This window comes from Nicoliella sp. ESL1120, assembly GCF_058508515.1.
On record NZ_CP196384.1, the window covers coordinates 126405 to 138256 of the forward strand.

General features: G+C 37.9%; 13 protein-coding genes and 1 riboswitch. Of the genes, 6 read left to right on the forward strand and 7 right to left on the reverse strand.

The window, feature by feature from the left end; all coding sequences use genetic code 11:
• Window positions 1–50: 50 nt before the first annotated feature.
• Window positions 51–509 carry a hypothetical protein gene (locus ACSYTE_RS07520; protein ID WP_491717439.1) on the forward strand — a complete coding sequence of 153 codons (459 nt, stop codon included), beginning with the start codon at window positions 51–53 and terminating at the stop codon, window positions 507–509.
• Window positions 510–669: 160 nt separating this feature from the next.
• Here ACSYTE_RS07520 and ACSYTE_RS07525 read toward each other — a convergent pair whose 3' ends face one another.
• Window positions 670–1311, reverse strand: a complete 642-nt coding sequence (locus tag ACSYTE_RS07525; protein WP_491717440.1) for an HAD family hydrolase — start codon at window positions 1309–1311, stop codon at window positions 670–672.
• Window positions 1312–1442: 131 nt separating this feature from the next.
• On the opposite strand from ACSYTE_RS07525, the gene spxB reads away from it, so the two are divergent.
• Window positions 1443–3263 (forward strand): pyruvate oxidase, encoded by a 1821-nt coding sequence (gene spxB / locus ACSYTE_RS07530; protein ID WP_491717441.1) that lies wholly within the window; start codon window positions 1443–1445, stop codon window positions 3261–3263.
• 89 nt (window positions 3264–3352) lie between these two features.
• On the opposite strand, the gene ACSYTE_RS07535 is transcribed toward spxB, so the two are convergent.
• Entirely contained in the window at window positions 3353–4297 is a 945-nt protein-coding gene (locus ACSYTE_RS07535; RefSeq protein ID WP_491717442.1) for a phosphoglycerate dehydrogenase, read from the reverse strand.
• Between the two features lie 207 nt (window positions 4298–4504).
• Here ACSYTE_RS07535 and ACSYTE_RS07540 point away from each other — a divergent pair, with 207 nt between their 5' ends.
• The 3 genes from ACSYTE_RS07540 (at window position 4505) to ACSYTE_RS07550 (ending at window position 6513) form a co-directional block, all read left to right on the forward strand.
• A complete protein-coding gene (locus tag ACSYTE_RS07540) occupies window positions 4505–4915 on the forward strand; it encodes a hypothetical protein (protein ID WP_491717443.1) in 411 nt (136 codons plus the stop codon).
• Window positions 4916–4973: 58 nt separating this feature from the next.
• A riboswitch (TPP riboswitch) is annotated at window positions 4974–5068 on the forward strand.
• A gap of 159 nt (window positions 5069–5227) precedes the next feature.
• Window positions 5228–5932, forward strand: a complete 705-nt coding sequence (locus ACSYTE_RS07545) for a TenA family protein (protein WP_491717444.1) — start codon at window positions 5228–5230, stop codon at window positions 5930–5932.
• Window positions 5929–6513, forward strand: coding sequence for an ECF transporter S component (locus tag ACSYTE_RS07550; protein WP_491717445.1), 585 nt, complete (start codon window positions 5929–5931; stop codon window positions 6511–6513). The genes ACSYTE_RS07545 and ACSYTE_RS07550 overlap by 4 nt, the downstream gene beginning before the upstream one ends.
• Before the next feature lie 67 nt (window positions 6514–6580).
• Here the strand turns inward: ACSYTE_RS07550 and ACSYTE_RS07555 are convergent, their stop codons facing one another.
• The 3 genes from ACSYTE_RS07555 to ACSYTE_RS07565 form a co-directional block, all read right to left on the reverse strand.
• Complete coding sequence (locus ACSYTE_RS07555) at window positions 6581–7093, reverse strand: type 1 glutamine amidotransferase domain-containing protein (RefSeq protein WP_491717446.1); 513 nt, start codon at window positions 7091–7093, stop codon at window positions 6581–6583.
• 19 nt (window positions 7094–7112) lie between these two features.
• Complete coding sequence (locus ACSYTE_RS07560) at window positions 7113–7775, reverse strand: nitroreductase (RefSeq protein WP_491717447.1); 663 nt, start codon at window positions 7773–7775, stop codon at window positions 7113–7115.
• Between the two features lie 112 nt (window positions 7776–7887).
• Complete coding sequence (locus tag ACSYTE_RS07565) at window positions 7888–8268, reverse strand: hypothetical protein (protein WP_491717448.1); 381 nt, start codon at window positions 8266–8268, stop codon at window positions 7888–7890.
• A 128-nt stretch (window positions 8269–8396) separates the two neighbouring features.
• Here ACSYTE_RS07565 and ACSYTE_RS07570 point away from each other — a divergent pair, with 128 nt between their 5' ends.
• The gene (locus tag ACSYTE_RS07570; RefSeq protein WP_491717449.1) at window positions 8397–9797 is read left to right on the forward strand and encodes an MFS transporter; all 1401 of its coding nucleotides are present in this window, start codon (window positions 8397–8399) and stop codon (window positions 9795–9797) included.
• A 46-nt stretch (window positions 9798–9843) separates the two neighbouring features.
• On the opposite strand, the gene ACSYTE_RS07575 is transcribed toward ACSYTE_RS07570, so the two are convergent.
• Window positions 9844–10326, reverse strand: coding sequence for a thioredoxin domain-containing protein (locus ACSYTE_RS07575; RefSeq protein ID WP_491717450.1), 483 nt, complete (start codon window positions 10324–10326; stop codon window positions 9844–9846).
• A 43-nt stretch (window positions 10327–10369) separates the two neighbouring features.
• The gene (gene brnQ / locus ACSYTE_RS07580) at window positions 10370–11734 is read right to left on the reverse strand and encodes a branched-chain amino acid transport system II carrier protein (protein ID WP_491717451.1); all 1365 of its coding nucleotides are present in this window, start codon (window positions 11732–11734) and stop codon (window positions 10370–10372) included.
• Between the last annotated feature and the right edge of the window lie 118 nt (window positions 11735–11852).

Sequence of the window (11852 nt, forward strand, 5' to 3'; positions counted from 1 at the left end):
AGCTATTTCTTGATATAATTAAATTAAATTGCAATAAGGGAGTCCTTACAATGAATGAGCCAAGACCCAATTTTCAAGTTAATGCTGACTTTACAGCAATGGATTCAATTACCGCTTCTAAATATATTGATAACGCGCTTAATTTTATTAATCAATTGGAATGGACATCCAATCAAGTTGATCAAAATGTATATGATGATCTAAATAATCGTTACAGTAATGGACCGAACAGTAGCGAACGACTTAAATTGATCGCTAACCAATTTGATAATGATGATTTCTTACTCAGTATCATTGATCAGCTCCGTGATAAAATTAACGACAGTGCCAAAAGCAATCAACTATACTCGATTACCCTCGGTGATGATGAAAAGCCCCTCAATGATGATGAGATTCAAGACCTGGTCGCTAACCATGAAATCACATTACATAAAGTTTCTGGCAATGACGCTAAATTAGTCCAGACCCAGGTCAAAAGATTATTGGAACAGTATCACAATAATAATTAAATACGAAAAAAGCTGAGACAAATTGTCTCAGCTTTTATTATGAGTCGGGCCAGGATTGAACTAACATCTTCTCGGAAAAGGACCGAGTGCTCTGCTTGAGCTACCGACTCAAAAGAATACTTAATAATATTATCAGAAGTGAGTCCTAATTACAACCATTTCAGGAAAAATATTTCAAAATTTCTTGAGGAGTTTTAAAATCGTACTTTGCATAACCATTTCTTAGCTCTTGATCAATATCTCCCCAACCAGCTAAGCCAAAATCGACCCGTGCGTTCTTAGCACATCCCTCGTCAGTAAAAGAATCACCAATATACAACGTTTCGTTGCGACTAACCCCCATTTGATCGATTGCAAATAACAATGGTTCTGGAGCAGGCTTATGATAAGGTAACCGATCGGATGTCACAATTACCCATACCTGTTTCATAAAAGCAAAATGATCCTTTAAACTTTGCATATCTTCATTACTTCCAGAAGTGACGATTCCCAATGCCACATCGGGATAACTATCTTGTAGCCGTTGGAAAAATTCATCAAACCCTGGATATAAAACAGGTTTTTGGTTCAATTGAGCTGCTGCGATCGTATAGTCAATTGCCATTTGGTTACTAAATCGACTGGGAATCCCCAGATAATCGATTGTCTGGACCGCAGTTAATGGGAACGTCGCATGCAGTTCAGCATCGGATATATCTTTAATTCCATACTTAGGCGTAATCAGTTTCATAATTGCTGCATAGCGTGGAAAACTATCAATTAAAGTCCCATCTACATCAAAAACTACTGCTTTATACTTCATCATAAATCACCCCGTTAGTTATTATACTATAACAAATCAAAAGGTGTTATAACATGATAAAAAATTGAAAAGTGGTAAAATGAACGTATATCAAAATTTTGTACTATATTTCGGATCAGGAGGATTATCTAATGGAAAATAAAAAAACGATCAAGGCCAGCGTGGCCCTTTTAAAGGTCCTCGAATCATGGGGCGTAAAGGACGTTTATGGATACCCTGGTGGTTCAATTAATTCATTACTAGATGGATTACAAATTGAACAAAAAAATATTAACTTCATTCAAGTTCGCCACGAGCAGGTAGCAGCACTTACTGCCGCAGCCCATGCTAAATTGACTGGTAAAATTGGGGTCGCATTTGGCTCAGCTGGTCCTGGTGCAGTTAACCTGTTGAACGGACTTTACGATGCAAAGGCTGATCATGCTCCCGTTTTAGCGCTAGTCGGACAAGTTCCTAATACGAATATGAACTATGACTACTTCCAAGAAATGCCTGAAACCCCTGTTTTTAGGGATGTGGCATGCTATGACCGAATTGTGATGACGCCAGAAAGTCTCCCCCACGTGGTCGATGAAGCAATCAAATCTGCTTATAAAAACAATGGTGTGGCCGTGGTTGTCATTCCTAATAACTTTGGTTATGAACAGATTCCAGAAAAGAAGTACTCCTCAGCGAGTTTAAGTGATGAAAAGGTTGCTCCAGAACCTGAAGCAACCGATTCAGAAGTCGACAAATTCTTGACGTTAGTTAAATCAGCTAAACGTCCTGTCTTCCACGCTGGTCGTGGAATCAAGGATGGCGGCGAAAAGTTAGTTGAGCTTTCCAAAAAATTACAAATTCCAATTATCATCGATGGATTAGCAAGTGGACTGGTTCCTAGAGACTATGAAGGCCTATTAGGAACTGCTAACCGCGCTGCCTCCAAGGCTGCAGATGAAATTATGTCAGTTGCAGACCTTGTGATCGCAATTGGTGGTGACTTCCCATTTGCCAACACCTACTACGCTAGCCATCCATTTACCTATGTACAAGTTGACAACGATCGTAGTATGTTAGGGCGTCATCATACCTTAGACCTTGGTATCTGGTCAGATGCAACCCAATTTATTGAAAAAGCAATTGAAAGAAGCACTAAGGTCGCTAACACGAACTACTTTAAGGCTGCTGTCGCTGACATGCAGAACTGGAAAGAATATCTAGAAATCATGAAAAATTCAGATGCATCGCCATTATTACCAGGCCAGATGTATAAGGCGATCAATGAAGTGGCAGATGATAATGCTTCCTTCTCAATTGATGTTGGGGATAACATTATCAATACCTTTAGATACCTCGACCTTACTAAGCAAAACAAGTGGGTGATTTCTGCCCTCTTTGCAACGATGGGAAGTGGTCTCCCTGGTGCAATCGCTGCTAAACGTGAATATCCAGATAGACAATCTTGGAATATTGCTGGTGATGGAGCCCTAGCAATGGTGCTTCAAGACCTTGCCACCATTGTAAAATACAAGGTTCCAGTAATCAATGTGGTTACCTCCAACAATGACCTCAGCTTTATTGAAGGGGAACAAGAAGATGCCCCAATGCAAATCTTTGGATTGGATCTGGAACCAATTGACTTTGCAAAGGTCGCAGAAGGATTTGGGATTGATGCAGTAACCGTTACTAAGGTCTCTGAATTAAAACCAGCTTTTGAAAAAGCAGCTGCCACAGTTAAGGCTGGCAAGCCATTTTTAGTTGATGTCGAAATTGGCAATCAAAGAGGCCTTCCAGTTGAAGATCTTCAATTAAGCATCGTTAATGGTAAATTAGATGAATCCGTTAGTCCTAAGTACCTTGACGATAAACCTGCGGATGTTCACTATACACCAAAGGAATTATTCAAACGTTACAACGGCGATAATCTTAAGACATTACCCGAATTCTTTGATGAATTTAACGTTGAACTATAATTCTTGCTATTTTCTTGAACAATTAATAGCAATTTAAAAGAGCTCTATGACGATAATCATTCGTCATAGAGCTCTTTTGTTGTATATATTTAATCTTTAACTTCATTCACTGGTGTATTTGGTTGCTTACCGGCAAATACGTTCAAAATATTGTTCAAGGCTGCATGAGCCATTTCATTCCAAGCTTCAACGGAGTTCCCACTACAATGTGGTGTAATAAAAACATTGTCTAATTGACGGATGGGACTATCCATTGGCAATGGTTCCTTATCAAAAACATCCAATGCAGCGCCAGCAATGTGATGGTTTTTAAGCGCATCGACCATATCATTCTCGTTAGTCAAAGGCCCCCGCCCTAGGTTAACTAGGTATGCTGAATCTTTCATCATGTCAAATTCTTTCTTTGCAACACTCCCGATCGTTCCCTGAACTGCTGGTAAGTGAAGTGACACAAAGTCAGACTGCTTGAACAATTCATCCCAAGCAACCATTTTACCGTACTTAGTTTCCCGTGGCGTCCGATTATAAATTAATACGTCCATCCCAAATCCAGCTGCCATCTTAGCAACTTGTTGACCGATATGACCGTAACCAACGATCCCAAGGGTTTTACCACTAATTTGTGTTGCCATCTGCTTTTCGCCATAAGAGCTATCACCCTCACGCATTTTAGTGGAGATCGTAAATAAATGCTTAGATAAAATTAGCATATCGGCAATCGCATTTTCAGCCACTTCCACTGCATTTCCACCAGGGGTATTTGAAACCCAAACCCCGTTTTCAGCAGCAAACTTAGCATCAACATTATCATACCCCACGCCTTGTCGAGCTAAAACCTTTAAATTCGGCATTTTAGCGAACATCGAATTCGGAAACGGATCTGCCATTAAAATAATTCCATCAACATCGCTAGCTTTATCTAAAATCAACTGAGCATCTTGACCATCAACAACGACTGGTTCGAAACCCTTATCCTTAATTTCTTGACCCACAAAACGATTAATTGCTGGTGTAATCAATATTTTTTTAGTCATTTCAATCATCCTTTCATATGTTTAAAGTATAATCCAGTCACCGTTTAAAAGTACAGCGATAAACAATTTCATGCAACCACATTTCAAATTAGACCGAACCAATTTTAAACTTAAACCGTCTTAATGTTTGAATTTTAAAATTGAATGAGCTATACTGGATAAATAATTTAGCATATAGCATACATAGAATAAAAGGGAGGTAATATTATGAGTCAATATACACAATTAAAGACAAACTTGACTAATAACACGCTACCAAGTGAATATATCAAGGAAGCCTTAGCTTACGCTAATTACTTTCAAACAGATCATCACGGTGTTTTGAATACTAACTACGTTGATATCATCAATGATCACTATGCTACGGCAGACTATTTAATTAAACTATTTAAACAAATCAATTTATCATTAAAATTTAAATCACAAGATCAAGCAGCACTATATAAAGTCGTTTTAGAAAGTGAAAACCAACCAATTAACCTGGAATCAATTACTAAGGATGATGTGCAAAATATCCGCATCGTTCCAGTTAGTGTTAAAGATAAGGAAATCATTTTCAAAATCATCGACGATATGGTTGAAGAATACTTGGATGAAACTGATTCGGTACACTTATAAAAATAAAAAGTATCTTGACATTCGTATCATTTAATAATATCATTAACTCGTAAATTAAATATGTGGTCTGGGGCGCTGATTAAATTCGGCTGAGAAGTACTCATGGAACCTGATGCAGTTAGTACTGACGAAGGGAGACCGCTTAGTCATTGTCTACACGATTAATCGTGTTAGATACTATTTTTATTACTACTAAAAAGACTAGGGACCGCAAACTATTAAAAGAATAGGAGTGGTCCTTTTTGATTTAATAAAAATAGTATTTTCAAACGTCAGTTAAACACAATCAATTAATGTAGGGAGTTTGATAAAATGTCATTTTCACAAGAATTAATCAAAGAAGCACAACCATTTCTAGAATCAATCAAAAAGTGTGATTTTATCCAAGGAGTATTGGATAACAATCTAGATCCAAAGGCATTGGATTACTATGTTTCTCAAGACCTTCAATACGGTAACACTGAAACGATCGTCCAAGCATACTTAATTATCTATAGCGATCAATTCACCGATCAAAAAGATTTTGCTAAGTTGTTGAGTGATCACTTGGGAATCGATGAAGACGTTTTCGAAGGGATGACCGATGAAGATTGGGATACCATCAAAACTGCTAAGATGGAACCAGTCACATACTTATACACCCACCACCTTTTAGACCCAATCAAAACTAGAAATGCCATTGAAATTTTAGCACCATTTGAAGCTGGGGTCTGGGTATATGTAGAATTGATCAAATACCTTGCTAGTACGAACAAAGTGACTAAGGACAACCCCTTCCATGGCTGGCTAGACTGTCTTGAAGGCGATGACTATCAACAAGTATCAGATGGTTTCTTAGCAGTCATGGACCGCGAAGCTGAAAAATGCTCCCCAGAAAAGTTAGCTGAAATCAAGGAAAGCTTCTTAAGAAGTTGTATGTTCGAATGGTACTTCTTTGATGCTTCATTCAAGCAAACCACTTGGGCTGATTGGAACAAAAACGTATTAGAAAACCAATGTCGAGGTAACTTACTATGAAATTAAGAACTCCACACTGGAATTTACAACAAATTATTATCGTAACACTCGTCGGGATTATCTGTGGGACTATCTATGCTTATGGTGTTAACTCCCTCTATAACTTCGCCAAAGTGGCATTGACGCCAGTTGGGTTAAGCCCCTTTGTTGACAGTATTTTCACAGGGCTTTGGTTCATTGCTGCACCACTAAGTATGTATTTCGTACCTGTCATGGGAGCTGGTATCATCGGTGAAACGATTGCTGCTACATTTGAAATGTTCCTTGGTGGACAATGGGGAGCGCTCACGATCTTCTTCGGATTGATTCAAGGACTTGGGAATGAATTTGGTTTCTTCCCACATAACTACCAACGATTTTCATGGACTAGTTGCTTATTAGGTGCATTTGGTGCAAACTTTATCGCATTTATATACATGCTGTTCACTTCAGGATACAGTAGCTACAAACCAGCAATGGTCATTGCCATTTTTATCGTTTCTACAATTTCAAGCCTCCTATTAGATGGCGTCTTAGTTAAATTGATTACGATGCAATTTGACCGCGTTTTTGAAAAATCAGATGTTAAAACAAACAATTAATTATATCAATTAAAAAATGACTGACCAGGAATTATCCTGATCAGTCATTTTGATTTTAAATTATTAATTACTTTAAGGCATCCACAATTGCTTTATTGAAGTAATCTAAATCATCTGGAGTCCGACTAGTAATTAAGTTATGCTTGTCATCAACCACTACGGGTTCATCCTTAACGTTACCACCTGCATAGTATAAATCAGGCATAACAGTAACATATGCAGTCAATGTTAATTCACTTACTAAGCCCGTTTGAATGAATAATTGTGGACCATGGCAAATCGCAAATACTGGCTTGCCACTCAATAAGAACTTTTTAGCAAAATTAACGTAACGGTCATCCGCACGAAGTTGATCAGGTGAGAAACCACCAGGAACTAGTAATGCATCGTAATCTTCGACTTTAGCATCATCAATTGATTTATCAACGTTTTGCTTGTCGCCATGCTTACCTTCAATGGTTCCGTTTGCTTCATTTTCAACAATATCAACTTGGTTACCAGCATCTTCTAAGGCTTTCTTAGGGGATGTTAATTCAACATCTTCATACATACTTGTAACAATTGCAGCAACTTTACTCATAACTAAATCCTCCTAAATATTATTTAATAATTTTTAGTACGTGATCTAAATCCATCCGCGGAGCATTGATCCGATTGATGGGGGCATTATCATCGGCATAGCCAAGGCCAATCCCAACAATAAAATCACGATCATCTGAAACCGATAATGCTTCGCGTAAAAGGTCTGGATATTTAATAAATTCAAAGGCAGGGATGGAATCAATCCCAAGCGCTTGAGCAGCAACCATTATCGCTTCACCAAATGCACCTAAGTCATATAATGACCATGGTGTGTATTGTTTTGGCAACGTTAGATAGGCAACTGCGGGGGCGTTGAAAAGCAATGCAGATTGACTACTCTTCATTTGATTCCACTTATCTGGACCAAAGATCTTAGGTCCAGTCGCCCCCCGAGTGGTCATATTGAATTGCGATTCCTCATCCCACTCAGCAATCGGGATAAATGGAACATCGGAGTTAGTGTGGACATTTGGATCAGCATTCAATTCCTGATGCCGTTTACGCATTGCTTCTAATTTATTATCAGTCGCAATCACTACCCGACCAGATTGAGAATCAATCCAAGAAGGCGCTTTTTGCGCCACTTTAACAATCTCTGTTAATTGTTCGTCACTAAGTGGCGTTGGCTTAAACGCCCTCACCGCACGGCGATTTAAAATCGCCTGTTTTGCGTCAACCAATTTCATCCCTCCTTTAATTTACTACTAAAAAGTAACACATCAAAAACCCAAATTCAAAAGATTTGCTTATTTATATTATAGAAGAAAATAATCGAAATCAATTTCAATCAAATTAATGATAATAACTCATCTTCAACCAACCATTATCTTGTTCCTTAAAACCAATTCGATCATAAACACTAAGCAGATTTTCATCAAAGGGTTTTGCCACTTTGGCAAATTGACAATCAAAAAACCGACTCCCAACTTCCAGGACTCGATAAACTAATCGTTCAGGGTCAACTAAATTGTTAAACCGTAAACGATCGAATGTTAAATCACCCTCTAGATCATAGATCCGAACATATGAAATCATTTGGCCATTAACACATGCCCACACATGGTATGCTTTACGATCAACAAGATTATTACCATTGACAGCAATAAAATTTTGAATTGATTGGTTTTCTGCTAACGTTAATTCACTGAATGGCTTCACGTACCATTGAATCACAGCTATCACTCCTGACATTTAAGTCTATAATATAATATTTTAAACCAAAATAAAAATTAGTTTTCAATTTAACTAATTTTAGATATGATATAAAGTGGTTTAATTTTACATAATGAAAGGATTTTTATATGAACCGTAAATCGTTATTTACTATTTTAGCAGTTGCAATCGTATCATTCTTAGGAACTGTCGATATGAGTATCGTCAATACTGCCCTTCCACAAATATCAAAAGATCTTGCCATTCCAATGAATCAAGCTGAATGGATTTCTTCTGCCTACCTCATTTTAATCTGTATGTCGTTGATTCTTTTTGGTAAGTTAGGTGATCAAACTAGTAAGGTTAAAATCTTTCAACTCGGGACCCTCTTATTTACCGCGAGCTCATTACTATGTGGATTAAGCACCAACTTAGTCGTCTTATTAATTGCCCGTGGACTCCAGGGGCTTGGGGCATCAATGACGATGGCCACTAATCTCGGTATCATTACTAGTTCAGTTCCCTTTGAGATCCGTGGGCGTGCTCTGGGCATCAATACCACGATTGGTCAACTGGGCTACATTGCAGGACCCGCAGTTGCTGGGTTGATCCTCTCAATTGCCAATTGGAATTGGATCTTTTTATTCAACGTCCCAATTGGAATCATTGCATTTGGGTTCGGGCACTTCGTATACCCTAAGCAAACCAAACATGCCTCTCAAATCAATATTGATTGGCTAGGCTTCACGATTTTAGCCACATTAATTATGATTTTCTTCTTAGCTGTATTCATTGGCCAAGAAAGCGGTTTTAACCAACCCATTATCATCGCAGGCTTTATCACCACCGCCATCTTAATCGCCATTTTTATCTGGGTCGAAAATCACGTTGCCGAACCAATTCTGGCCCTTGAACTATTTAAAAACCCAGGATTTACGATTAGTATTATTTCATTAATGTTCATGTACATTATCATCTACTTTAATAACGTCTTATTACCCTTTTACATCCAAAACACCCTTAAGTTCTCACCATCTAAAATGGGTTTAATTATGAGTATTCTCCCCATTGTCAACGTCTTTACCGCTTATTTAGGGGGCGTTCTATGCGATCGCTATGGTGCCGTGCACATGTCATTTAGAGCATCCATCATTTTCGTAGGCGCAGAAATAATTTTTGCAATTATTCAGCCAGCCTGGTCACTAGCGTTTCTATTGTTTGGATTCATCGTATTCGCAACCGCCAACGGGTTGTTCCAAAACAATCCAATGGTGATGGAACACGCCAGTAAGGATCAACAGGGAATCGCTGGTTCGATTTTAGCCCTCAGTCGAAACATCGGATTTGCGGTCGGACTATCACTAGCTACTTCAATGCTCTATTCTGGAATGAGCCTCAAGGCAAACCACCAAATCACAACATACCCATTTGGTCATGATGACTGGTTCGTTTTCGGCATGCACTTTACGTATTGGATTGCTGCCATTATCATGGGTAGCGTTACTATCATGTTGTGGTGGCTATTGAAGAATAATCGCTCCACAAAATAAAAGAATCCCGAATAAAATAAATCGGGATTCTTTTTATATACTAATATTAATCAGGCAAATTAAAATTACTATCAGAGTGCTTATCACCATCATAGATAATGGTTGGAACACTTGGAACATCAGTTGATTCAATATTTGATTTAACAGCTGCTAAGAATTCAGCATCATTTACTTTTTGAATCGCAAAGTGATCAGTTAGAAATGCTTGCGCATCATCCTTTGGCAACCGATGCCATTCTGGTTGAATGTCAAAAGCCTTTTTAACAAATTCAATTGCTTGATCAGGATTTGAATAATCAATATATTCATGTGCTAAATTACCATCTTGTAAATCTAGCTTATCCTTGTCTAGAAATTTAAAGTGGGCGAGAAGCTTGCCAGATTGAACTTCAGATTGTAATTTATCAAAATTGTTTTCATACCACTTTCTACAGAATGGACATGCCATGTTAGTAATCACCGTTACCTCGTGGGGGGCGTTAACATCTCCAAAAGTAAGCGTATCCTTATCTGATAAATCTAAACTCATATTCTCAACTCCAATTCCTATATTTGCCTATATATTAACATAACTATGATTGTTCCGTAGCTTTAATGCTTGTAATTTGAACATAGATGATACTTAAAATTAAGCCAACCGCAATAAATGGAATAAAGTCAAGTCCTTCATTATATAGTGGGATGGTGTTCAATGCCCAACCATTAATTGCTTGTAATAATGGTAATTTAGCAAAAAATGGTGGTAAGTTATGAATAAAATCTAAAATGGCAGGAATCAATGTAAGGATGATCGTCGTTCTGTAAATAATCTTGTTCTTACCAATCCACTTGTTAAGTAACCCTAAAATAATAATTGCGATTGCAATTGGGTAGATAAAGTTAAGTAGTGGTGATGAATATAAAATAATTTGTTCAAGTCCAAAGTTAGCAATGATGAACGATCCAAGCGCTGCAATCGTTAAGAAGAAACGGTAACCTAGCTTTGGAAAACGATCTCCCCAGTCTTGAGCCAGGGATGTAATCAAACCAATTTCAGTGGTAATACATGCTAAGAATGTAAGGGCTGCTAAAATTCCAGCTCCAGCTAGTCCAGTATAGTGGGTCATGATTTGGGTAAACGCAGTTCCACCATCTGCTGCTGGCTTTAAGTATGATAAGCTTGATGCTCCTAATGCAATTAAGAAAATATAGATAAGCCCTTCAAAGCCCATTGTTAAGGCTCCAACCTTAGCAACTGCTTTAGACCGTTGTAATTTATCGGTCAAGCCAAATTGCTTAAGAGCGGCAATAATTGTAACCCCGAACCCAAGTCCAGCAACGGCATCCATTGTATTATAACCTTGTAAGAAGCCATTGATCATGCTAGCTCCGGAGTTGTTAGTGGTTGGTAATAAATTAATGTGACTTAAATCACCCTTGATGAAGAATGCAAGGATGAAAACCCCTGCTAAAATAATAACGAAAATTGGATTCAAAATTTTTCCAACGTATTCGGTAATTTTCGTTTGGTTATAAGCCAATGCATATGCTAAACCAAAGAAGAAAATTGAAAAGATGAACAAAGCAATGTGCGAATCAGCCTTTGGCAAAAATGGTTGAACCCCCATTGAGAAAGTAACCGTTGCTGTTCTTGGTGATGCAATCAAAACCCCTAGTGACAAGTGAACGATTGCTAGAAAGATCAGCGCGAACCAATGACCAACAGGTTTCCCTAAGTCATATAAACTACTACTTTCAGTATAACTAATTGCTAAAATTGATAATAACGGTAAAACAATTGCTGAAATTAAAAAGCCAAATGCTGCAGGGAGCCAACTGGTACTACTCGCCTGTCCTAAGAAGATTGGGAAAATTAAGTTCCCAGCCCCAAAGAATAACCCAAAAAGTAATGATGCTAAAATAATGTATTGCTTTGCATTTAATTTATCTGTTTTCATATTAATTTCCTCCTCGAATAAAATGCAATGACCAACAAAAAAACGCCCTTAGTAAATATTTACTAAGGACGCTCGAGACGTGGTACCACCTATTTTCCCCACTACCTCACAGTAGTAG

Bases quoted from the DNA above. Each gene is read 5' to 3' on its own strand.
- ACSYTE_RS07570 (WP_491717449.1), top strand. From the start codon at position 8,397: ATGAACCGTAAATCGTTATTTACTATTTTAGCAGTTGCAATCGTATCA.
- brnQ (WP_491717451.1), bottom strand. From the start codon at position 11,734: ATGAAAACAGATAAATTAAATGCAAAGCAATACATTATTTTAGCATCA.
- ACSYTE_RS07555 (WP_491717446.1), bottom strand. From the start codon at position 7,093: ATGAGTAAAGTTGCTGCAATTGTTACAAGTATGTATGAAGATGTTGAA.
- ACSYTE_RS07525 (WP_491717440.1), bottom strand. From the start codon at position 1,311: ATGAAGTATAAAGCAGTAGTTTTTGATGTAGATGGGACTTTAATTGAT.
- ACSYTE_RS07535 (WP_491717442.1), bottom strand. From the start codon at position 4,297: ATGACTAAAAAAATATTGATTACACCAGCAATTAATCGTTTTGTGGGT.
- ACSYTE_RS07575 (WP_491717450.1), bottom strand. From the start codon at position 10,326: ATGAGTTTAGATTTATCAGATAAGGATACGCTTACTTTTGGAGATGTT.
- ACSYTE_RS07545 (WP_491717444.1), top strand. From the start codon at position 5,228: ATGTCATTTTCACAAGAATTAATCAAAGAAGCACAACCATTTCTAGAA.
- ACSYTE_RS07550 (WP_491717445.1), top strand. From the start codon at position 5,929: ATGAAATTAAGAACTCCACACTGGAATTTACAACAAATTATTATCGTA.
- ACSYTE_RS07520 (WP_491717439.1), top strand. From the start codon at position 51: ATGAATGAGCCAAGACCCAATTTTCAAGTTAATGCTGACTTTACAGCA.
- ACSYTE_RS07540 (WP_491717443.1), top strand. From the start codon at position 4,505: ATGAGTCAATATACACAATTAAAGACAAACTTGACTAATAACACGCTA.
- spxB (WP_491717441.1), top strand. From the start codon at position 1,443: ATGGAAAATAAAAAAACGATCAAGGCCAGCGTGGCCCTTTTAAAGGTC.